16 protein-coding genes are annotated in these 20,333 nt (G+C 73.4%); 2 read left to right on the forward strand and 14 right to left on the reverse strand.

Annotation, left to right across the window (positions count from 1 at the left end):
- Nucleotides 1-52: 52 nt before the first annotated feature.
- Together ACFYNS_RS06230 and ACFYNS_RS06235 are read right to left on the reverse strand one after the other, a co-directional pair.
- Nucleotides 53-2,107 (reverse strand): ATP-binding protein, encoded by a 2,055-nt coding sequence (locus tag ACFYNS_RS06230; RefSeq protein ID WP_388601121.1) that lies wholly within the window; start codon nucleotides 2,105-2,107, stop codon nucleotides 53-55.
- Between the two features lie 200 nt (nucleotides 2,108-2,307).
- Nucleotides 2,308-2,973: an alpha-ketoglutarate-dependent dioxygenase AlkB family protein gene (locus tag ACFYNS_RS06235; protein ID WP_388601123.1), complete on the reverse strand. Its 666-nt coding sequence runs from the start codon at nucleotides 2,971-2,973 to the stop codon at nucleotides 2,308-2,310.
- A gap of 127 nt (nucleotides 2,974-3,100) precedes the next feature.
- Here ACFYNS_RS06235 and ACFYNS_RS06240 point away from each other — a divergent pair, with 127 nt between their 5' ends.
- Nucleotides 3,101-3,934 (forward strand): tyrosine-protein phosphatase, encoded by an 834-nt coding sequence (locus tag ACFYNS_RS06240; protein WP_388601126.1) that lies wholly within the window; start codon nucleotides 3,101-3,103, stop codon nucleotides 3,932-3,934.
- Between the two features lie 62 nt (nucleotides 3,935-3,996).
- Here ACFYNS_RS06240 and ACFYNS_RS06245 read toward each other — a convergent pair whose 3' ends face one another.
- The 9 genes from ACFYNS_RS06245 to ACFYNS_RS06285 form a co-directional block, all read right to left on the reverse strand.
- Nucleotides 3,997-5,379 (reverse strand): aspartate aminotransferase family protein, encoded by a 1,383-nt coding sequence (locus tag ACFYNS_RS06245; RefSeq protein ID WP_360299239.1) that lies wholly within the window; start codon nucleotides 5,377-5,379, stop codon nucleotides 3,997-3,999.
- A 281-nt stretch (nucleotides 5,380-5,660) separates the two neighbouring features.
- On the reverse strand, nucleotides 5,661-6,683 hold the full coding sequence (hpnH, locus tag ACFYNS_RS06250) for an adenosyl-hopene transferase HpnH (RefSeq protein WP_360299236.1): 1,023 nt from the start codon (nucleotides 6,681-6,683) through the stop codon (nucleotides 5,661-5,663).
- A 7-nt stretch (nucleotides 6,684-6,690) separates the two neighbouring features.
- The gene (locus ACFYNS_RS06255; protein WP_360299233.1) at nucleotides 6,691-7,356 is read right to left on the reverse strand and encodes a 1-hydroxy-2-methyl-2-butenyl 4-diphosphate reductase; all 666 of its coding nucleotides are present in this window, start codon (nucleotides 7,354-7,356) and stop codon (nucleotides 6,691-6,693) included.
- Nucleotides 7,356-9,356: a squalene--hopene cyclase gene (shc, locus tag ACFYNS_RS06260; RefSeq protein WP_388601129.1), complete on the reverse strand. Its 2,001-nt coding sequence runs from the start codon at nucleotides 9,354-9,356 to the stop codon at nucleotides 7,356-7,358. The genes ACFYNS_RS06255 and shc overlap by 1 nt, the downstream gene beginning before the upstream one ends.
- A 51-nt stretch (nucleotides 9,357-9,407) precedes the next feature.
- Nucleotides 9,408-10,589 carry a polyprenyl synthetase family protein gene (locus ACFYNS_RS06265; RefSeq protein WP_388601132.1) on the reverse strand — a complete coding sequence of 394 codons (1,182 nt, stop codon included), beginning with the start codon at nucleotides 10,587-10,589 and terminating at the stop codon, nucleotides 9,408-9,410.
- Nucleotides 10,576-12,027, reverse strand: coding sequence for a hydroxysqualene dehydroxylase HpnE (hpnE, locus tag ACFYNS_RS06270; protein ID WP_388601134.1), 1,452 nt, complete (start codon nucleotides 12,025-12,027; stop codon nucleotides 10,576-10,578). Before hpnE ends, ACFYNS_RS06265 begins: the two co-directional genes overlap by 14 nt.
- Nucleotides 12,028-12,127: 100 nt before the next feature.
- Complete coding sequence (gene hpnD / locus ACFYNS_RS06275) at nucleotides 12,128-13,057, reverse strand: presqualene diphosphate synthase HpnD (protein WP_360299249.1); 930 nt, start codon at nucleotides 13,055-13,057, stop codon at nucleotides 12,128-12,130.
- A 59-nt stretch (nucleotides 13,058-13,116) separates the two neighbouring features.
- Nucleotides 13,117-14,076 (reverse strand): squalene synthase HpnC, encoded by a 960-nt coding sequence (hpnC, locus tag ACFYNS_RS06280; RefSeq protein ID WP_360299225.1) that lies wholly within the window; start codon nucleotides 14,074-14,076, stop codon nucleotides 13,117-13,119.
- 341 nt (nucleotides 14,077-14,417) lie between these two features.
- Nucleotides 14,418-15,137 carry a TetR/AcrR family transcriptional regulator gene (locus tag ACFYNS_RS06285; protein WP_360299222.1) on the reverse strand — a complete coding sequence of 240 codons (720 nt, stop codon included), beginning with the start codon at nucleotides 15,135-15,137 and terminating at the stop codon, nucleotides 14,418-14,420.
- A 114-nt stretch (nucleotides 15,138-15,251) separates the two neighbouring features.
- Between ACFYNS_RS06285 and ACFYNS_RS06290 the strand changes: the two genes are divergently transcribed.
- Nucleotides 15,252-17,486 (forward strand): MMPL family transporter, encoded by a 2,235-nt coding sequence (locus ACFYNS_RS06290; protein WP_388601434.1) that lies wholly within the window; start codon nucleotides 15,252-15,254, stop codon nucleotides 17,484-17,486.
- 115 nt (nucleotides 17,487-17,601) lie between these two features.
- On the opposite strand, the gene ACFYNS_RS06295 is transcribed toward ACFYNS_RS06290, so the two are convergent.
- From ACFYNS_RS06295 to ACFYNS_RS06305, 3 genes are all read right to left on the reverse strand, one after another.
- Nucleotides 17,602-18,441, reverse strand: coding sequence for an ABC transporter ATP-binding protein (locus ACFYNS_RS06295; RefSeq protein WP_360301191.1), 840 nt, complete (start codon nucleotides 18,439-18,441; stop codon nucleotides 17,602-17,604).
- Entirely contained in the window at nucleotides 18,428-19,381 is a 954-nt protein-coding gene (locus ACFYNS_RS06300) for an ABC transporter permease (protein WP_075000865.1), read from the reverse strand. Before ACFYNS_RS06300 ends, ACFYNS_RS06295 begins: the two co-directional genes overlap by 14 nt.
- Before the next feature lie 66 nt (nucleotides 19,382-19,447).
- The gene (locus ACFYNS_RS06305) at nucleotides 19,448-20,320 is read right to left on the reverse strand and encodes a glycosyltransferase (protein ID WP_360301189.1); all 873 of its coding nucleotides are present in this window, start codon (nucleotides 20,318-20,320) and stop codon (nucleotides 19,448-19,450) included.
- Between the last annotated feature and the right edge of the window lie 13 nt (nucleotides 20,321-20,333).

The raw sequence follows: 20,333 nt of genomic DNA on the forward strand, positions 1-20,333 counted from the left end.
CGGGGCGGCAGGCGGAGGGCTTCGTGCGTGCGTCGTGCGTCGTGCCGGAGCCTCACGTGTCCTGGCCGTGCCCGGCTCCCCGGTGGCGCCCTTGCCGGGTGGCGGGACTTCGCGACCCACCGGCCCGCTCCGCAGCTCCCCTGCCCGGGTCCGGCAGTCGGCCGGGGCCGGCCGGGTCGTCCTGCCGGGGGGCGGCCGCTCCTCCCGGTCCTCCCGGTTCGCTCTCCCGGTCGGCGGGACCGGCCTCGTCCCGGGGCCCGACCGCGGGATCGTGCTCGGCGGCGGTGCGCTCCTGACCGTCGCGCCGGGGCAACGGAGGAAGCCCCGGCGCGCCCTGGGCGGCCGCGGGGTCCTCGGTCGGTGCGGACGGGGCGAAGGGCAGCGGCGTGGCGGGCCCGCGCTCCTTGCCGCGCACCCGGGCCCGCGGCCGCGGATCCGCGGTGTCGCGGCCGCCGGTCGGCGCGGCGGCCCCGGCCCCCTCCGGCGCCGCGGTGCCCGCCCCCGGCGCACGCGCGGCGGCGCCGGCCGGGACCGGGACGGCCGTGGGAGCCGGGTCCGGGGCGGGCCGCGGGCGGCGGGTGTCCGCGCCCGGGCGCGCTCCCTGGGGCGGGGCCCCGGGCCCGGCGGCGGGGGCCTGCCTGGTTCGGTTCCCACCGCCCGAGCCGCCCACCGGCCCGGGGGCCGACCGCCGCGTGCCCGCTCCCGGCCCGGCTGCGGTACCCGGAGCGGCAGCCGCGACCGGCCCGCGTCGCCGACCGTGCGCTGCGGGCGCGGCGGCCCGGCCGGATGCGCTCTCCGGTCGGACGTCGGGGGCGGGTTCGCCGGTGCGGCCCAGCAGACGCTGCGGCAGGACGGCGACGGCCTGCACGCCGCCGTAGATGTTGTTCTGCAGTTGGACGACGATGCCGTGCCGCCGGGCGAGGGCGGCGACGACGTAGAGGCCGATGCGGCCGTCCCGCACCAGTTCGGTGGCGTCGGCCCGGCCGGGTTCGGCGAGCACCGTGTTGAGGCGCTGCTGTGCGGCGGGGTCCATGCCCGGCCCCCGATCCTCGACCTCGACCGCGAGGCCGGCGGCGACGCGCTGGGTGCGCACCAGCACCTGGGCCTGTGGCGGGGAGAAGACCGTGGCGTTCTCGATGAGTTCGGCCAGCAGGTGGACGACGTCCGCGACGGCCTGCCCGTGCACCGTGCCCTCGATCGGGGGCACCAACTGCACCCGCGTGTAGTGCTCGACCTCGGCGACGGCGGAGCGGAGCGCCTCGGAGAGGGAGACGGGGCGGGTCCACCGGCGGTGCGCCGTCGCGCCGCCGAGGACCGCCAGGTTCTCCGCGTGCCGCCGGGTGCGGGTGGCGACGTGGTCGACCCGGAAGACGCCCTTGAGCAGGTCGGGGTCCTCGATCTCGTTCTCCAGCCGGTCGATGAGCTCGATCTCCCGGTGCACCAGGGACTGGAGCCGACGGGCGAGGCCGACGAAGACCTCGGTCCGTTCCTCGCCGCCGTCACGTGCCTCCGCAGTCAGCACGACCGCCTCGACGAGGGCGGACTCCGCGGCGCACTGGGCGAGTGCTGCCTGGTGTTCGAGCAGGTCCAGCGCGTCGCCGACGGGTTCCGCCTCCGGGGCCCGGGTGCGGGTGACGGGGCGCTCGCCGTGCCGCAGCGCCCAGAGCATCGACCGGAGTTCGGCCTGCCCCCGCACCAGGTTCCGTCGCAGCGCCGCGCAGCGTGCGGCGCTGCCGCGCGCCTCGGCCTCGGCCAGCAGCCAGGCCCCGCCGAGGGCGGCGGCGACGAGCAGCGCACCGAGCACCAGCAGGGTCCACATCCCGGCGCCGATCGGTTCGGCTCCCTCGCGGGCTCCCAGCACACAGCCGACGACGAGGGTTCCGGTGGCCGCGACCGCCCCCGAGGGCAGCAACGCGAGCCGCACCAGGCGGCGCCGTACGGCGGCGTCCCCCACGTTCTCCCGGGCCCGGGTCTGCGCCCGCGGCCTGCCGTGCCGCCGCCGTGCGGGGACGTTTTTGCCGCGCGGCGCGGCCGGGGGTACCGCGGGCGAAGCGGAAGCGGATACTCCCCTTCCATTCAGGGTCGCGTGGCTCAGGGATTCGGCCATGGGTTCCTCGGCAGAGTTGAGGCAGGTGAGAAGTCGAACAGACAGCGCGGGACAGTCGGGAGAAAGGTGTCGGCGCCGTGGTCACGCTAGCCCCGGGGATCGGCTCCCCCTGACCCGTACAAGAGATTCGCCAGGGTTCGCCAGCTCCCAACGAGTGAACCCACCTGGCTTTCGCTTGACAGGGCGTCCACGTCAGCCGGTCAGTACGCCCTGACGGTGACGTTCACCCGCCCCCGCAGGCCCAGCCCGGGCGGCGCGGACCCGGCCTCGGTGCGGGGAACCCCGTGGTACGCGCGGCGCACCGGGCCGCCGAAGACGAACGCGTCCCCGCTGCGGAGCGGCACGTCCCGCCAGGGCCGCCCGCGTCCCTCGGTGTTCCCGAAGCGGAAGACGCAGGAGTCCCCCAGACTGAAGGAGACGACGGGCGCGTCGGAGGGCTCGTCACTGTCCCGGTGCATGCCCATCCGCGCACCGGCGCCGTAGAAGTTCACCAGCGCCACGTCGTACCGGACAGTGCACGGCCCCGGGCCGTACCGCGGTTCCCCGGCCGCCTCGGCAGCCGCGTCCACCGCGGCCCTGGCCCACTCCCCCAGCCAGCCGGGGAACGGCTTGACGGGCTCCCCGCCCCCGTCCACCACCGTCGGCGCGTACCCGTACGGGTACCAGTGCCGCCCCAGGCTCAGCTGGCGCACCGACATCTCGGCGCCGCCGGGCATCCGCACCGTCCGCAGCCCCGCGGGCGGCAGCGCCCAGCTCCGGCACGCGGCCAGCAGCTCCCGCTGGGCACTCTCCGCCAGCCGCCCGGGCAGCAGGACGGCGCCCGCGGCGACCTCCTCCGCGGGCCGGGGAAACAGCTCCGCACTCACCCGGACCACCCTACGGCGCAGCCCGACGGTCTCCCTCGCGGCGGTGCGAGCGGGGTGGGCGCGGGCGGGCGGCAGCCGTCGCACGGATCACTGCGCAGGGACTGATCGCCTCAGGCATCCATGCCGTATGGTCGGACGACAGGACTCGGAGGCGAGGAGCGCGCGCGTGAGTGTGGATTCCACCGGGACGGTGCTGACCGGGGTGCGGAACTTCCGGGACGTCGGCGGCCTGCCGACGGCGGACGGGCGCCGGGTGCGCTCCGGCGTGCTCTTCCGCAGCGGGCACCTGGCGCACGCGACGCCCGAGGACGCCACCGCGCTGGGCGCACTCGCGCTGCACACCGTCTTCGACTTCCGCAACTCCGCCGACCGGGCACTCGACGGCCCCGACATCGAGTTGCCGGGCGTGCGCAACGTCAACCTCCCGCTCTCCGACCCGGCCGACGGAGCAGAGTTCTGGCGGCTGGTGCGGGACGGCGAACTCGACCAGCTCCAGGCGATCCTCGGCGACGGCCTCGCCGCCCGGCGGATGACCGACTCCTACCGCACCATGATCCGCGAGCGGACGGCCGAGCACAGCCGGATCCTGCACGCGCTCGCCGAGGACAGCCTGCCCGCACTGCTGCACTGCGCGGCGGGCAAGGACCGGGCGGGCCTCTCGATCGCCATCACCCTGCTGGCGCTCGGCGTCGAGCGGGACGCCGTGGAGGAGGACTACCTCCAGTCCAACCACCCGCACCGGCGCTACCGGATCCACCGCAGCGGCAAATCCCGGGCGGGAATGTCGCCGGAGGTCATGGAACTGCTCGCGCCGCTCTTCGAGGCCCGGGCCGGCTACCTCCACGCGGCGTTCGCCGCCATCGACGAGACCTGGGGCGGCGTGGACGCCTACCTGACCGAGGGGCTGCAGCTCTCCGAGGCGACCCGCACCCGGCTCGGGTCCCGGCTGCTGGAGCCCTGAGAACCGGGCCGCACCCCGCGGAACGGCCGCCGCACCGCTGAGCGGGTGCGGCCGGGCACCCGTCAGCGGTTGGCCACCGCCTGCCTGACCAGGGTGCGCCCGAAGTCCCACATGAGCCCGGCGCCGCTGTGCGCGTCGTCCATGACCTGGGTGAAGGCGGCCACGAACCGGTCCACCTCGGCCTCCCCGACCACCAGCGGCGGGATCAGTTTGATGACTTCCAGGTGGTCCCCGGAGACCTGGGTGAGGATCCGGTGCTTCTGCAGCAGCGGAACGACGACCATCTGGGCGAACAGCCCCTTGCGCGCCGCCTGGAGCATCGTCCAGCGGCTCCGCAACTTCAGCGACCTGGGCCTGCCGAACTCGATGCCGATCATCAGCCCCCGGCCGCGCACCTCGTGCAGCAGCTCGTACCTGTCCACCAGCGCCGCGAGCCGGGCGCGGAGAAGATCCCCGGTGCGGCGGGCGTTCTCGGTGAGGCGCTCGTCGTCCATGACGGCGAGGGTGGCCAGCCCGGCCGCCATGGCCTGGGCGTTGGAGCCGAAGCTGGCGGAGTGCACCAGCACCCGGTCCATGGACGAGTAGACCTTCTTGAAGATCCACTCCTTGCCGAGGGTCGCGCCGACCGGGACGTAGCCGCCCGAGAGCGACTTGGCCACGCACACCAGGTCGGGGTCGACGTCCGGCTCGTGCTGGTAGGCGAAGAAGTCGCCGGTGCGGCCCAGCCCGGTCTGCACCTCGTCCGCGATGAGCAGCGCCCCGTGGCGGTGCAGCAGCTCCTGCGCGGCACGCAGATAGCCCGGCGGCGCCGCGTGCACGCCTTTGCCCTGGATGGGCTCGACGACCAGCGCCGCCACGTCCTTCCTCCGCAGCTCGCGCTCCAGCGCCGCCGTGTCGCCCAGCGGGACGGGGGTGTCGGGCAGCAGCGGTGCGAATCCGTCGCGGAAGCCGTCCTCACCGTTGACGGACAGCGAGCCGGTGGTCAGGCCGTGGAAGGCGTGGTCGCAGTACAGCACCCTGGGTTTGCCGGTGGCGTACCGGGCGAACTTGAGCGCCGTCTCCACCGCCTCGGTACCGCTGTTGCCGAAGAAGACCCGGTCGAGTCCGGGAGCGCGAGCCAGGAGCTGCTCGGCCAGCAGCCCCGGCAGCGGCTGGCAGTCGAAACGGGTGAGGTCGGGGAGCTGTGCGTCCAGTACGTCGTGCAGCGCCCGCCGTACGACCGGATGGTGCCGGCCCACGCCCATGACGCCGAAGCCGGCCAGCATGTCGAGGTACGCGTTGTCCTCGGCGTCGTAGAAGTAGGCGCCCTCGGCCCGGTCGTAGACCTTGTCGAAGCCGAGGGTGTGCAGCATGCGCGGAAGCTGGTGGTTGAGGTGGCGCATGTGCAGTTCGTAGCGCTCACCGCTCCGTTCGGCCAGCAGCTTCGTCAGGTCGAAGCCGGTCACGCCGTACTCCCCTCACCCGTGCGGGCCGCACCCGCGTGCGCGGCGCCCCGCCGGTGGCTCTCCCGTCCCCGCGCCGCGCCCCCGCGCCGGGTCTGCTCCCCGTGCGGCACGCCGGCGGTCTCCGGCAACGACATGGTCGGCCCCCTGCTGTGGCGTATCGGTCCCCTGGCCGGCCCCTCGGCCCGGTGGTCCGGGCGAGGGCGGCGCCCGGCGGTGCCGGGTCGGGTCTGCGCAGTCCCGTCTGTCCGTCGTCCCGGCGGACGGGACTGCGCAGACCCGACCTACCCCGCCTTGCTGCCCGCCGCCTCGCGGGCGGCACGCAGCGACTCCTTGAGGGAGCCCATGGTGGCCAGCACGGCGGTCGGCTCGTATCCGCAGTGCGCCATGCAGTTCGCACACCGGGGGTCCTTGCCGCGCCCGTACTTGTCCCAGTCGGTCTCCTCGACCAGCTCCCGGTAGGTGGGCACATAGCCGTCGCTCATCAGGTAGCAGGGCCGCTGCCAGCCGAAGAGGGAGTAGTTGGGGATGGCCCAGGCCGTGCAGTCGAAGTCGGCCTTGCCCTCCAGGAAATCGAGGAAGAGCGGGCTGTGGTTGAGCCGCCACCGGTCCCTGTTGCCCTGCGCGAACGCCTTCTTGAACAGCTCCCTGGTCTGCTCGACACCCAGGAAGTGCTCCTGGTCGGGCGCCTTCTCATAGGCGTAGGCGGGCGAGACCATCATCTCGTCCACCTGCAGCTCGTCGTTGAGGTAGTTCAGCACCTCGACGACGGTCTGCGGAGTGTCGGTGTTGAAGAACGTGGAGTTGGTGGTGACCCGGAATCCCCGGCTCTTGGCCTCCTTCATCGCGGCCACCGCCTCGTCGAACACGCCCTCCTTGGCGACGGATTCGTCGTGCCGCTCGCGCAGCCCGTCGATGTGCACGGCGAACGCGAAATAGGGCGAGGGCGTGAACTCGTCCATCTTCTTGCGCAGCAGCATGGCGTTGGTGCAGAGGAAGACATACTTGCGCCGGGCCACCAGCTGCCGCACGATCTCCCCGATCTGCGGGTGCATCAGCGGCTCGCCGCCCGCGATGGAGACCATCGGCGCCCCGGACTCCAGCACCGCCCCCACCGCCTGGGCCACCGGCATTCGCTGCTTGAGCACTCCGGCGGGGTGCTGGATCTTCCCACACCCCTCGCACTTGAGGTTGCACGCGAAGAGCGGTTCCAGCTCCACGATGAGCGGGAATCTCTCCCGCCTGCGGAGCTTCTGCTGGAAGAGGTACGTCCCGATTCGGAGCGTCTGGCGGAGCGGCATGGCCATTTCTGGCTCACCTCCAGGGGAGCAGCAGGGATCGGTGCCATTCGAGAAAGGCGGGCAGGACTCCGCGAAGCACGCGGAATGCCGATATTCCACCCCGCAGTGTCCCGATGCGGATCAGTTCATGGCCGGGAGCGTCCACCACCACCCGTACGGCGGCAACCGGGCGCCGGGCCATGCCCGCCGCAGCGGTGTCCAGGGCGGCGGCGGACTCCATGTCCGCGGCGATCGCTCCGGTCTCGTGCAGGACGGCCCTGGCCCGGCCCCGCACCACATGGTCGGTGCCCACCAGCGGGCCGACGTGGACGGTGCCGTACCGGGCCGCGGCCGCGGCCAGCAGTTCGGTCCCGGTGCACGGCGTGTGGCCCCGGGTGTCGCGGGTCTGCGCCGCCACCACCAGGTCGCCCGGCCGCATCCCGGGCGCCAGCCCGGCGCAGAAACCGGTGGCCAGCACCGCGGTGGCGCCGGGCACGGTCTCCCGGGCGAGCGCCCCGGCCAGGGCGCGCCGTGCGGCCTGCGCCCCCATGCCGCTGCGCACGAGCCGTACGTCCTCGGCGCCGGCTCCCCCGTCCGGGTCCTGGTCGCCCGGATGCTCCAGGCCCCGGCGCAGCGCGAGGTGCTCGATGCCGAGCGCACACGTCAGCAGCAGCGGGCCCGGGGCCGCCGGGCTCTCCATCAGGCTCCCCGCCGCACGGCCCGCTCCAGGCCGTCACCGTGCAGATAGCGGCCCAGCGCCGTGAGCGGAAAGACCATCCGGTAGAGGTGGTAGTTGATCGAGAAGTCCCAGGGGAATCCGGTTCCGGTGAAGTACGGCTCGTCCCAGTAGCCGTCCTCGCGCTGGGTGCTGGCCAGCCAGGCGATGCCGCGTTCGACGGCCTCGCTCTCCCGCTCCCCCGCGGCCAGCAGCGACATCAGCGCCCATCCGGTCTGCGAGGCCGTGGAGGTGCCGGTGCCGCTCCACCCCGGGTCGATGTAGGAGCGCAGATCCTCGCCCCAGCCCCCGTCGGGATTCTGCACGCGCTCCAGCCAGTCGACGGCGTGCCGCACGGCGGGGTGTGCGGCGGGGAGCCCGGCGGCGACCAGGGCCGGGACGACGGAGCCGGTGCCGTAGAGGTAGTTGACGCCCCAGCGGCCGAACCAGGAGCCGTCGGCCTCCTGCTCCGCCAGCAGCCAGGAGACGGCCCTGCGGGTGCGCGGGTCGTCCTGTCTGCCCTCGGCGGCCAGCATCTCCACCACGTGCGCGGTCACATCAGCCGACGGCGGGTCGATGACCTCGCCGAAGTCGCAGAACGGCAGCCGGTTGGGAAACCTGCTGGTGTTGTCGACGTCGAAGGCGCCCCAGGCGCCGTCGCCGGACTGCATGCCCAGGGTCCAGTGCACGGCGCGCCCGATGGCGCGTTCGACCCGCTCGGGGTCGGGGTGCCGGATGCGGCGCAGCGCGAGCGCGACCTCGGCGGTGTCGTCGGTGTCGGGGTAGTTGTCGTTGTGGAACTCGAAGGCCCAGCCGCCGGGTGTCAGCCGGGGGCGGCGCACCGACCAGTCGCCGGGGCGGACGACCTGCTCGCCCAGCATCCAGTCGGCGGCCTTGACCAGCGCCGGATGGTCGCGGGGCAGCCCGGCGTCGGCCAGCGCGACGGCGGCCAGACAGGTGTCCCAGACCGGGGACTGGCAGGCCTCGACCATCCGGGTCCGCTCGTCGGGCCAGACGGCGAAGCGGTCCAGCGACTCCAGTCCGGCCCGCATCACGGGGTGGTCGAGGTCGTAGCCGAGCAGCCGCAGCGCGATCAGCGAGTAGACGGCAGGCGGCTGGATACCGCCCCAGCAGCCGTCGTTCTCCTGGCGCTCGATGATCCAGCGCGAGGCGTCCTTGAGCGCCGCCCGGCGCAGTCGGCGGGGCGCCACCCTGCGGTAGGCGTGCAGAGCCCGGTCGATGCGCTGGAAGGCGCCGTCCCAGCTGTTCGGCGGCGCCATCGGGGTGGGCGGCAGCGGGCGGGCCGGGTCCCGGTGCAGCTCGTCCAGGTCGAAGGGGGCGGGGTGGACGGGGCGGAAGGCGGAGACGACGGTGAGGGGCACGATGGTCTGCCGGGCCCAGCAGCCGAAGTCGTAGATGTTGAGCGGGACCCACTTGGGGAGGTAGATGATCTCCGGTGGCAGCTCCGGCAGGTCCTCCCAGCGCCACCAGCCGAACAGCGCCAGCCAGATCCGGGTGAAGACCCTGGCCTTGGCCACCCCGCCGCGTGCGCGCACCCACTCCGCCGCGCGGACCATGTGGGGGGCCTCGGGGTGGTCACCGGCCAGCTTGAGCGCGACGTACCCCTCGACGGTGGTGGACAGGTCGCCCGGCCCGCCGTGGAAGGTGGACCAGGCCCCGTCCGGGTGCTGCCGGGAGCGGATGAACCGGGCCGCGGCCGTGTAGGTCTTCTCGTCACCGATGCCGAGGAACTCGCGCAGCAGCAGGTCCTCGGCATCCATGGTGACGTTGGTCTCCAGGTCCCCCTTCCACCATCCGGCCTCGTCCTGGCGGGCGAGCAGATGGTCCATGGCGCGGGCCGCGGCGCGCTCGGCCGCCGCGGCGGCACCGCCGCTCCGGGCGGGGTCCAGGAGGGCGGAGTCGCGCTCGTGCTGCTTCGTTCCGGAGACGCCGGGTCCAGCGGGTCCGTCCGTCGTGGCTGTCATCCCTTCTCCTTCCGACGTGTCCGAGTGCGCGGAGCTGCGGGGGCGGGCGGCTCACCCCCGCCGTACGACGACGAAGTCGGCGAGTGCGGCGAACTGGTCGCGCACCCTGCCGGGCATCTCCACCGAGTCCAGCGCCGCCAGTGCCGTGGCGTGCTGGCGCTGGGCCTCCTGGGCGGTCCACTCGCGCCCGCCGGCCTCCTCGATCAGCGCGGCGCGCTCGGCGAACTCGGCCTCGTGGAAGTCCTCGAACTCCGCCTGGCTCTTCTTCGCGTCCTCGGCCATCAGTTTCGCGAGCCGCGCCGCGGCGGGCCCCTCGGAGCCGAGCGCGGCGGCCACCGGCAGCGACTTCTTGCGCTGCCGCAGGTCGCTCCAGGTCTGCTTGCCGGTGGCCTGCGGATCGCCCCAGATGCCGAGCAGGTCGTCGACGGCCTGGAAGGCGAGGCCGAGGTGGTGGCCGTAGGCCTCCATCGCGTCCGCCGTTCGGTCGTCGGCGCCGCCGAGGACCGCGCCGATGGAGGCGGCGCACGCCAGCAGCGCTCCCGTCTTGTTGCCCTCCATCTCCAGGCACTCCTCCACCGTGACCCGGTCCCGGTGCTCGTAGGAGATGTCCTGTGCCTGCCCGTCGATGAGCTTCCGGGTCGCCATCGTCAGCCGCCGCGTGGCGCGCCCGGCCTCCGGGGTGCCCAGCTCCAGCAGTATCTCCCCGGCCAGCGCGAACAGCGCGTCGCCGACCAGGATGGCCTGCGCGGGGCCGTGCACCTTCCAGACCGTGTCGCGGTGGCGGCGCTGTTCGTCGCCGTCCATCAGGTCGTCGTGCAGCAGGGAGAAGTTGTGCACCAGTTCGACGGCGACCGCGCCGGGCAGGCCGGTCTCCGGTGCGCCTCCGGTGACCTCGGCGGACAGCAGGGCCAGGGCCGGGCGTACCGCCTTGCCTCCCCCGGAGTCGGAGGGGCGGCCCTCGGCGTCGATCCAGCCGAAGTGGTAGGCGGCGACGGTGTCCATCGGCGGGGCGAGCCGCTCGACTGCCGCGCGCAGCTCGGGGGTGGCGAGTGTCCGCCCCCGCTCCAGCATCGCGCTCACGTCCCCGGGCCCGGCCTCTTCTCCCTGCGCGCGCTCGTTCACGAGTTGTCGGTTCGGCGGGGTCACAGGGTCTCCTCTGTGCGGTGCTGTCGTGCCGGCTGTACGGATCCGGGCGGCCGGGCCGGCCGGATCTGCTGCGTCAGTGGTGCTCATGGGCTCTTCCTTCGGTGCCGGGGACCGGCTGCGCGCTGTGCGGACGGCCCAGTGAGGCGAGGGCCTCGCGCGCGGCGTTCGCTCCACTGCGTACCGCGCTCTCCATGGTCGCGGGCCAGCCCGTGGCGGTCCACGCGCCGGCGAGCTGGATGCCCGGCGCCAGGGTGCGCGCCGGCGGGCGCAGCCGCCCCACCCCGGGCGCGGGGTCGAAGGTGGCGGTGCGCTCCCGGGTGACGAAGAAGTCCCGCACTCCGGCTCCCGCCGCCGCGGGCAGCAGCCGCTCCAGTTCGGGGAGGTACCGCTCGCGGAGCGCGGCGACCGGCAGGTCGATCTCCTGGTGCGCGACCGACTGGGAGAGCGCGAGGTACTGGCCGCCGCCGGTGAGCCCGGAGGCGGCGGTACGGTCGAAGACCCACTGGACCGGGGTGCCGAGCGCGGCGAAGAACGGCCTGCGCAGCACCGTGCGGTCGTAGACCACGTGGACGTTGAGAATGGGCGCGGTCCCGATGTCCAGCAGCCGCCCGGGGTCGGCGAGCGCACCGGCGGGCAGCAGCCGGTATGCCTCGCGCTGGGGCACGGCGAAGACCACCGTGCCCGCGGTCAGCTCCGCGGCTCCGCTGCCGCCCCGCTCGACGGTGACCCGCCAGCCGCCGTCCTCGCTGGGGGCGGGGTCGACGGCCCGCGCCCGGGTGCGCAGCAGGGTGCGCACGCCTGCCGCGTCCAGGGCCGCGCGGGCCAGGTCGTCGTGGATGTCGCCGAGCGGTACGTGCGCCCAGCCGATGTCCGCGGCGCCGGGTTCGGAGAGCAGGCCGGTCCGGAACACCTTCGCCGCGAGCCCCAGCGACGCCTGCAGCGCGCGGGCGTTGAGGGTGGCGGTCCCCACCAGGTCCCAGAGCGCTTCGACGGCACGCGCGGACTGGCCGTGCCGGTGCAGCCAGGTGCCGAAGTCGACGGCGTCCAGGGCGGGGTCGTCCGGGTCGAGTCCCTTGAGTGCGAGCGCCGCACGGGCGACCGCGCCGCGTTCGGCGGCCGAGAGGTGCCGGTACCCGGCCAGGCTCGCGGCCAGGTGCAGCGGTACGGGCAGCGCGGCGCGGCGCAGCCGTGCGAGCCGCGGCCGGGTTCCGCCGATGTCGAGGACCGGCACGTCCAGCCGCTCCTGCAGCGGGGCCAGCCCGCTGGCACCGACCCGGTCCAGGAACCAGCGGTAGGCGGTGCAGCAGCGCAGGTAGACGTGCTGGCCGTTGTCGACCGTCAGCGGCCCGGCGGCGGAGTCCCGCCGGAAGGAGAAGGCGAGTCCGCCCAGCCGGGGCCGGGTCTCCACCAGGGTGGTCTCCACACCGGCCTCGGCGAGCCGCAGCGCGGCCGTCGTCCCGGCGAGGCCGCCGCCGAGGACCACCGCGCGCCGCGCGGCGCCGGACCGCACCTCGTCCGCGGTCATGGACGCTCCTCCCCCGGGCGCGGCGCACTGGGCACGGCCCGCATCCGCTGGGACGCCGCACCGGGGCCGGGGGTTGTCCGGAGCCCCGCGCCCAGCGGCATCAGGCGGTCCACCGGGACGTGCGGCGGGAGACCAGCCGGGCGTCGAAGCCGGACAGGCCGCGGACCGCCACGTACGCCTTCTCGTGCCCCGGCAGCGAGACGCGCCCGCGCAGCACGGCGGCGGGGTCCGCCGCGATGCGGTCCAGCAGGCGGTGGTAGATGCCGGCCATGGCCGCGACGCAGGCGCCCGAGCGCCGGTCGAGCATCGGCAGCAGCCGGTACCCCTCGGCGAACAGCGCACGTGCGCGCCGTACCTCGAAGTGGACCAGCCCGGTGAAGTCGGCACCGGGCGGCACCGTGTCGGTGGTAAATCCCGTGGTACAGCCAAATTTCTCGAGATCCTCCGCCGGCAGGTACGTACGTCCGCCCTCGGCGTCTTCCCGTACGTCGCGGAGAATATTGGTCAGTTGGAGGGCGAGCCCCAGGGTGTCGGCGTACTCGGAGGCGCGGGCGGATTCGTGTGCGCCGGGGACGGTTCCGAAGACGCCGAGCGAGAGCCGCCCGATGGCACCCGCCACACAGCGGCAGTACGTCTTCAGGTCGTCCCACGTCTCGTAGGAGGCGCCGCGGACGTCCATGAGGACGCCGTCGATCAGCTCGTCGAGCGCGTCGAGGGGGATGGGGAACCGCCCGGCGGCATGGCTGAGCGCGACCGCGACCGGGTCGGTGTCGTCCCGGGCGATCCCGCGGTCCCTGATCCGCGCGAGCACCTCCCGGGTCTCCTCCAGGCGCTGCCGTTTGGCCTCCGGGGAGAGGTCGCCGTCACCGATGTCGTCCACCCGCCGGGAGAAGGCGTACAGCGCGGACATGGCGTGCCGTTTGGCCGCCGGCAGCAGCCGGATGCCGTAGGCGAAGTTGCGGGCCTGCTGCCCGGTGACGGCCTCGCAGTAGCGGTAGGCGGCGATCACCTGCGGGTGGAGGTGCTGCACCGGGCCGGCCGCTGCCGGGTCCGCTCCGGTGGTCCTCGCGTTCGTTCCCACCGTTCCGGTCACCCCTCTCCTCGCAGGCTCGCCCAGGACTCGCGCAGGACGCCGGCGGTGCCGGCCCGGGGAGCCCCTGCCAGTACGTCGTAGCGCGCGGAGCGCAGCGCGGCAGCGGCCGCCCGCCCGCCGCCGGTGAAGCCCGCGAGCAGCAGCCGGAGCCTGCCGCGCACGCTGCGCACCAGCGGCGGGCCCTCGTCCAGCAGGTTCAGGGCCCGCTCGGTCTCGTAAGCGATCAGGGCACGCACGGAGGCGTTCGCGCTCGGGGCCGCGAGGTCGGCCTCGGTGACCCGGAAGCGGGCCATGTCCTCGGCCGGGAGGTAGATGCGGTCGCGGGCCAGGTCCTCGGCGACGTCCTGGAGGTGCTCGATGAGCTGGAGCCCGGTGCAGACGGCGTCCGAGTGGCGCACCCGTTCGGGTGTCGTGGTGCCGGTGAGGGCGAGGACGAGGCGGCCCACCGGGTTGGCGGACAACTCGCAGTAGCCGAGCAGCTCGCCGTAGGTGCTGTAGCGGCGGACCTTCTGGTCCTGCCTGTTGGCCTCGATGAGGGCGAGGAACGGCTCGGGGGTCAGGCCGTGGCGCCGGACGGTGGGCACCAGGGCGCGCAGCAGCGGGTGGCCCGGTCCCGGTGCAGCGGAGCGGATGCGGTCCGCGGGCTGCGCGTGTGCCGTCCCACCGCCCCAGGGCATGCCGTCGAACACCCGGTGCACGTCGGTCTCGAACGCGTCGAGCATGGCGAGCGCGTCGTCGGCCCTTTCGGGTGCCAGGCCGAGCGAGGAGGCGTGTGCGGGCGCGGCGGCGCCCAGGTCGCCGTCGCCGATGTCGTCGACGAGGCGCGCGTACCCGTAGACGGCCATCAGGTCGTTCCGCCAGGCGCGGGGCAGGAAGCGGGGCGCCACCGGAAAGTTCTCCGCTTCGGCCTTGGAGAGCACCGCGCTCGCGTGCGCGTCCTCCTCCGGGGTCACCACGTGCTGCCCATGGCCATTGCCGTCACATCTCCGTTTCTACACCGCTGCACCAGAAGATCCTATTTCGGACACGCCGCACGCGCTGGCCTGCGGAAGCGGCCGTCGGTACAGGTGGGCCGATGCTCCGTTCGCCGGACTTACCGCGCATCAGCACCGAAACAGCTTACGCCGTACATCGACCGTGCGTGCGAGGGGTGACGGCGTGCGGACGGGACTCGGGACGGCCGCGGGAACGCACCCGGCCGGGGCGGCGGGGGTGGGGCGGCGGGCGCGAGTGGCTGCGGCGCCGGCCCGGATCCGGTACCGCGCCGCCCGACGTGCGGCTGCGGCACGGCCACCCGTCAGGAGGCGGCCAGTCCGGCGAGGACGTCGTGCAGCACCCGCTCGACGACGTAGCCGGACTCCTCCTCGGTGAGTGCGTCCAGGGGGCCGTCGAGGAAGAGCATGGCCGTGCCGTGGACCATGGCCCAGGCGCTCAGTTCGGCACCGGGCCGGCGGTCGGGGGCGATCAGGCCGACCGCGACCGCCTCGTCCAGGGTCTCGGTGAGCATGTCGAACGAGCGGGTGTCCCACCCCGACGCACCGTCGGTCTCGATGACGGAGCCGTCCTCGGTGATGCCGACACCGCCCAGCACCTTGCGGCAGAAGGCCGTGCGGAAGAGGCCGGGCTCCTGCCGGGCGAAGCGGATGTAGCCGCGGCCCAGCGCCATCATCCGCTGCCTGGCGCCCTCCGGCCCCTCGCCGTGCACCTCGCGTCCGCCCGCCTCCATGCAGGCGACCAGGCGCTGCTGGCCGTAGTCCTTGACCGCGCCCAGCAGGTCCCCGTGACTGTCGAAGTGCCGGTAGGCGGCGGTGGCCGAGACGCCGACCTTGCGGGCGGCCGCGCGCAGCACCACGGCGTCCGGACCGCCCTCGGCCGCCAGTTCGATGGCGGCCTGGATCAGCGCGTTGCGCAGGTCTCCGTGGTGGTACCGGCCCTTGTCGCGGCCGCCCGCCGCCCTGCCGGACGCCGCGGGGACGCCCCCCGCTCCTCCGCCCGTCGCTTCGGTGTTCGCTCGCATACTTCCATCCTGCCCGATGTTGACAGGAATAACATTCCTGGCATCCTCTATGTTGACGCCGTGAACATCGGTGCGGCGCCGACTTCCATTCCACTGCGCTCCCCGGGGGACGACGTGCTCGACCGCATAGCCGACCTGACCTACCGCAGAGCACGAACCGTGCTCCTGCTCTCCCTGCTGGCCGTCGTGGCCCTGGCCGCCGTCGGCTTCGGAGCCTTCGGCAAACTCCAGGGCGGCGGGTTCGACGACCCCGACTCGCCCTCCTCGCGCGCCGCCGCGCTGATCGACGAGAAGTTCCACGGCGAGGACAACCTGGTCCTCCTCGTCCGCGCCAAGGGCGGCGACCTCGACGCGCCCGCCGCCGAGCAGGCCGGGCGGAAGCTGACCCGCGGACTGCGCGACGAGCCCGGCGTCTCGCAGGTCACCTCCTACTGGGCACCCGGCGGGGCGGCGCTCACCTCCCGCGACGGCGCCCAGGCCCTGGTCCTCGCGCACATGGACGAGAACGACACCGAGCGGGTCACCGAGGTGACCGAAGCGTGGAGCGGCGACCGCGGCGCGGTCACGGTCCGCGCGGGCGGCGGGGCCGCCCTGAACGAGCAGGTCAACGCGCAGGTCTCCGAGGACCTCGCGGTGGCCGAGGGGATCGCCGTACCCGTGACCCTGATCCTGCTCATCCTCGCCTTCGGCAGCGTCGTCGCCGCGCTGCTGCCGCTGGCCATCGGACTGGTGGCGATCCTGGGCACCTTCGCGGAGCTGTACGTCCTCGGCAGCGTCACGGACGTCTCGGTCTTCGCGGTCAACCTCACCACCGCGCTGGGGCTCGGCCTGGGCATCGACTACGGGCTGCTGCTCGTCAGCCGCTTCCGCGAGCGGCTCGGCGCCGGCGACGACACGGCGCAGGCACTCCGCACCACCGTCCGCACCGCGGGTCGTACCGTGCTCTTCTCCGCCTCGACCGTCGTGGCGGCCCTCGCCGCCCTGCTGCTCTTCCCACCGTTCTTCCTGCGCTCCTTCGCCTACGCGGGCATCGGAGTGGTGGCCATCGCCGCGCTCGCCGCGCTGTTCCTGGTCCCCGCGCTGCTGGCGGTGCTCGGGCACCGCGTGAACAACGGCCGGCTGCCGTGGGCGGACGCGGTACGCAAGCCGGAGGCCCCGCTGTGGGGCCGGATGGCCCGCACCGTGATGCGGCGGCCGGCGCTGACCGCACTGCCGGTGCTGGCCGTGCTGCTGCTGGTCGCGAGCCCGCTGCTGGGCGCCACCTTCGGTACGCCGGACGCCCGGGTGCTGCCCGAGAGCGCCGAGAGCCGCCAGGTCTCCGCAGCGCTGCAGCAGGACTTCGCGGGCAACGACGCGGCGGGCATCTCGGTGGTCACCCGGGGCGGCGCCGACGCGCAGGCCGTGGACGCGTACGCCGCACGCCTCTCCCGGCTGGAGGGCGTCACCCGCGTCCAGGCGGCGACGGGCACCTACGCGCAGGGCCGCGCCGTGCGCGGCCCCGGGAAGGCGGGCCCCGCGTTCGAGCAGGACGGCATCCACCGGCTGTCCGTCACCTCGCGCCTGACCCCGGCCTCCGGACCGGCACAGGACCTGGTGCGGGAGATCCGCGGAACGGCCGGGCCGGGCGGCACCGGGACGCTGGTGGGCGGCCAGGACGCACAGCTGATCGACTCCAAGGCCGCCATCGCCGACAAGCTGCCCGCCGCCGTGGCCTGGGTGATCGGCTCCACCTTCGTCCTGCTGTTCCTGTTCACCGGCAGCGTCCTGCAGCCCCTGCGCGCGCTGCTGCTCAACGCGGTCAGCCTGACCGCCTCGATCGGCGCGATGGTGTGGATCTTCCAGGACGGCCACCTCTCCTCGCTGCTGGGCTTCACCGCGATGCCGATGGACACCTCCATGACGGTGCTGATGTTCTGCATCGTCTTCGGCCTCTCCATGGACTACGAGGTCTTCGTCACCAGCCGCATCAAGGAGCTGCACGACGCCGGGGCCGACCACCGCGAGGCGGTGACCGGCGGCCTCTCGCGCACCGGACGGATCGTGACCATGGCGGCGGGGCTGCTGGCCGTCAGCTTCTTCGCCTTCGCCACCAGCAAGGTCTCCTTCATCCAGATGTTCGGCCTCGGCAGCGGCCTGGCCATCCTGATCGACGCGGTCGCGGTGCGCGGCGTGCTGGTGCCCGCCGCGATGCGGCTGCTGGGACGCTCGGCCTGGTACGCGCCGGGCCCGCTGCGGCGGCTGCACGCCAAGGTGGGGCTGAGCGAGGCCCCGGACGAGCCCGAAGCGGCCGGGCCGCACCGCGAGGAGCCGGGCGAGCGGGAGTCGGAGCCGACCCGCACCGGAGTGTGACCCGCGGCTGAGCACAGCGCGGCGGCCCCCGTACCCGGTGCCTACCGGGTACGGGGGCCGCCGCCGCGGGAGCCGGAGCCGGCGGGGCCGGAGCCCCGCCGGGCCGGGGCCCCGACTACTTGCTGGTGAACTTCTCGTACTCCTTGAGGACCTCTTCGGTGGGTCCGTCGAGCAGCAGCTCGCCCTTCTCCAACCACAGCACCCGCTCGCACGTGTCGCGGATGGACTTGTTGTTGTGGCTGACGAGGAAGACCGTCCCGGCGTCCTTGCGCAGCTCGCGGATGCGGGCCTCGGAGCGCTTCTGGAACCTCTTGTCGCCGGTGGCCAGCGCCTCGTCGATCATGAGGACGTCGTGGTTCTTGGCCGCCGCGATGGAGAAGCGCAGCCGCGCGGCCATGCCGGAGGAGTAGGTCCGCATCGGGAGGGTGATGAAGTCGCCCTTCTCGTTGATGCCGGAGAAGTCGACGATGCCCTGGTAGCGGCCCTGGATCTCCTCCCGCGACATCCCCATCGCCAGGCCGCCGAGGACGACGTTCCGCTCCCCGGTCAGGTCGTTCATCATGGCCGCGTTGACCCCCAGCAGCGAGGGCTGGCCGTCGGTGTAGACCTTGCCGCTCTCCGCGGGCAGCAGCCCCGCGATGGCCTTGAGCAGCGTGGACTTGCCCGAGCCGTTGGAGCCGATGAGGCCGATGGCCTGGCCCCGGTAGGCGGTGAAGTTGACGCCCCGCACCGCGTGCACCTCGCGCATCCCGCCGCCCGGCTTGCGGCGCACGATGCGGTTGAGGGCCGCGGTGGCGCTGCCCCTCCCCTTGGAGCCGCCGTAGACGCGGTAGACGATGTGCAGGTCCTCGGCGATGACGGTCGGCACCCAGGGGCCTGGGGTCTGCTCCGCCTCGGCCTCGGTCTTGGTGCCGGCGGGTGCTCCGCTCTGCTCGGTCTGCTCAGCCACGGCCATAACGCTCCTCCGCCTTCCAGAAGAAAACAAATCCGCCGACGCCGACGAGCACCGCCCAGCCGAGGGCGAGGGCCCAGACGTGCGGGGGGAGCTGGTCGCTGGGGTAGGCGTCGATGAGCGAGAACCGCATCAGGTCCATGTAGACGGCGGCGGGGTTGGCCTGCAGGAGATCGCTGACCCAGCCCGGCGCGTGCGCCCGGTTCTCCAGCATGTACTTCAGGGGGAACATCACGCCCGACCCGTACATCCACGTACGGGTGATGAAGGGCATGAGCTGCGCCAGGTCCGGCGTCCTGCTGCCGAGCCGCGCCAGGATCAGCGCGAGTCCGGTGTTGAAGACGAACTGGAAGGCCAGCGCGGGTACCACCAGCAGCCAGGAGAACTGCGGCAGCTTGCCGAACCCGAGCAGGATGACGACCAGCACGATCATCGAGTAGAGGAGCTGCTGGAGCTGCTGGAGCGCCACCGAGATCGGCAGCGCGGCGCGCGGGAAGTGCAGCGCACGCACCAGCCCGAGGTTGGAGGAGATCGCCCGGACGCCGGTGAGCACCGAGGTCTGGGTGAAGGTGAAGACGAACACCCCGGTGATCAGGAACGGGATGTAGTTCTCCTGACCGCCCGGGGTGCCCTTCCGGCCGCCCAGCAGCAGGCCGAAGATGAAGTAGTAGACGGCCGCGTTCAGCAGCGGCGTGGCGACCTGCCACAACTGGCCCAGCTTCGCTTGGCTGTACTGTGCCGTCAGCTTCGCCCGGGAGAAGGCGAGAATGAAGTGCCGCCGTGCCCAGAGCTGCCGTACGTAGTCGGGCAGCGAAGGGCGCGCCCCGCTGACCGACAGCCCGTACTTGGCCGCGAGTTCGGCCGGAGTCAGCCGGTCGTCCAGTGACGGCGGAGGCAGTACGCCGACCGACTTGTCGGCACTGTCGTGGGTTTTCTCGCTCACGTTGGAAACTTTCGTCCTCACACTGCGCAAGTGGATCCGGGGCTGATGCTCGCAGGGACGAGCTTGTCAGATCACGGGCGGGCGTCCCAGCCGCGTCAGACGCCATACCGTACGCCACCGCATCGGCCTGCGGCTGCCCGCGGGTGTGGTCCAGCCCTCCTTGAAACCGCCCAGCCAGGCGCGCAGCGCGGGCATGGAGGGGCGGCGGGCGAGCGTCAGCAGCAGCCATACGGTCAGATACACGGGGACCAGCGGCGCGGGCAGGTTGCGGCGCGCGAGCCAGACCCGGTTGCGGGCCACCATCCGGTGGTAGACCGCGTGCCTGCTGGGGGCCGTGGTCGGGTGGTGCAGCACCATGTCGGCGCGGTACTCGATGCCCCAGCCGGCGTCCAGGGCGCGCCATGCCAGGTCGGTCTCCTCGTGCGCGTAGAAGAATTCGTCCGGCAGTCCGCCGACTTCCGCCAGCACCCGGGTGCGCACGGCGTTGGCGCCGCCCAGGAAGGTGGTGACCCTGGAGGAGCGCAGCGGGTCGGAGGCGCGCAGCCGGGGCACGTGCCGGCGCTGGGTGACGCCGGTGTCCGGGTCGGCGATGCGGAAGGTGACGATGCCCAGGCCCGGGTCGGCCTCGAACGCCTCGCGCACCAGTTCGGCCGTGTCGGTCGAGGGCAGCAGTCCGTCGTCGTCCAGGAAGAGCAGCGCGTCCACCTCGCCAGCCGACGGCCCGAACGCCTCGATACCGACATTCCGCCCACCGGGGATGCCGAGATTTTCCGGAAGCTCGACCTTCCGTACACCGTCCGGCAGCGCGGGCAACGGCGCGCCGTTACCCACCACGACCACCTCGATCGGTTCGCCCTCCTGATCGGCGACCGACTGCAGCAGCGCGCGCAGCTCCTCGGGACGGTTGCCCATCGTGAGCACGACGGCACCCAGACGCATCGCTTTCCCGCCT

This window comes from Streptomyces sp. NPDC006925, from assembly GCF_042869575.1.
In the GTDB taxonomy this organism is placed as follows: Bacteria; Actinomycetota; Actinomycetes; order Streptomycetales; family Streptomycetaceae; genus Streptomyces.